This is a genomic window from Paraburkholderia sp. UYCP14C (assembly GCF_004197395.1).
In the GTDB taxonomy this organism is placed as follows: Bacteria; Pseudomonadota; Gammaproteobacteria; order Burkholderiales; family Burkholderiaceae; genus Paraburkholderia.
This window is the reverse complement of sequence record NZ_SELS01000375.1, coordinates 1-336: the sequence shown is the minus strand read 5'-3', so window position 1 is coordinate 336 and position 336 is coordinate 1. Positions and strand designations below refer to the sequence as shown.

Annotated in this window: 1 pseudogene; it reads left to right on the top strand. The window is 59.5% G+C overall.

From position 1 onward, the window contains the following. Window positions 1-156: 156 nt before the first annotated feature. Window positions 157-336, top strand: a pseudogene (locus EVC45_RS45275) (DDE-type integrase/transposase/recombinase); the annotation flags it as partial.

Genomic DNA, 336 nt, shown 5'->3' with positions numbered 1-336 from the left:
CCGCTGACTCGTCCCGCTACCATACATCACGCGCCCAAAGGCCTCACTCTGACGGGCGTCGCTGATGGATCGCTTACAACCAATGGAACGCCTTTGGCCAGGCGCAGTGCGTTAAAAAGGCCTAATTGCGTCCGCCGCCTACCCTGCCGAACAAAGCAGTCGTGGAGGGTTGACGAGACGTACCTGAAGATCCGGGGCAAATGGGTTATCTATATCGGGCGGTGGATCGGGACGGCCAGACGGTAGACTTCATGCTCAAGGCAAAGCGCGATGTGGCCGCGGCAAAAGCCTTTTTCGGCAAGGCGGTCAAACATCAAGGCCGGCCACCGGAGACGG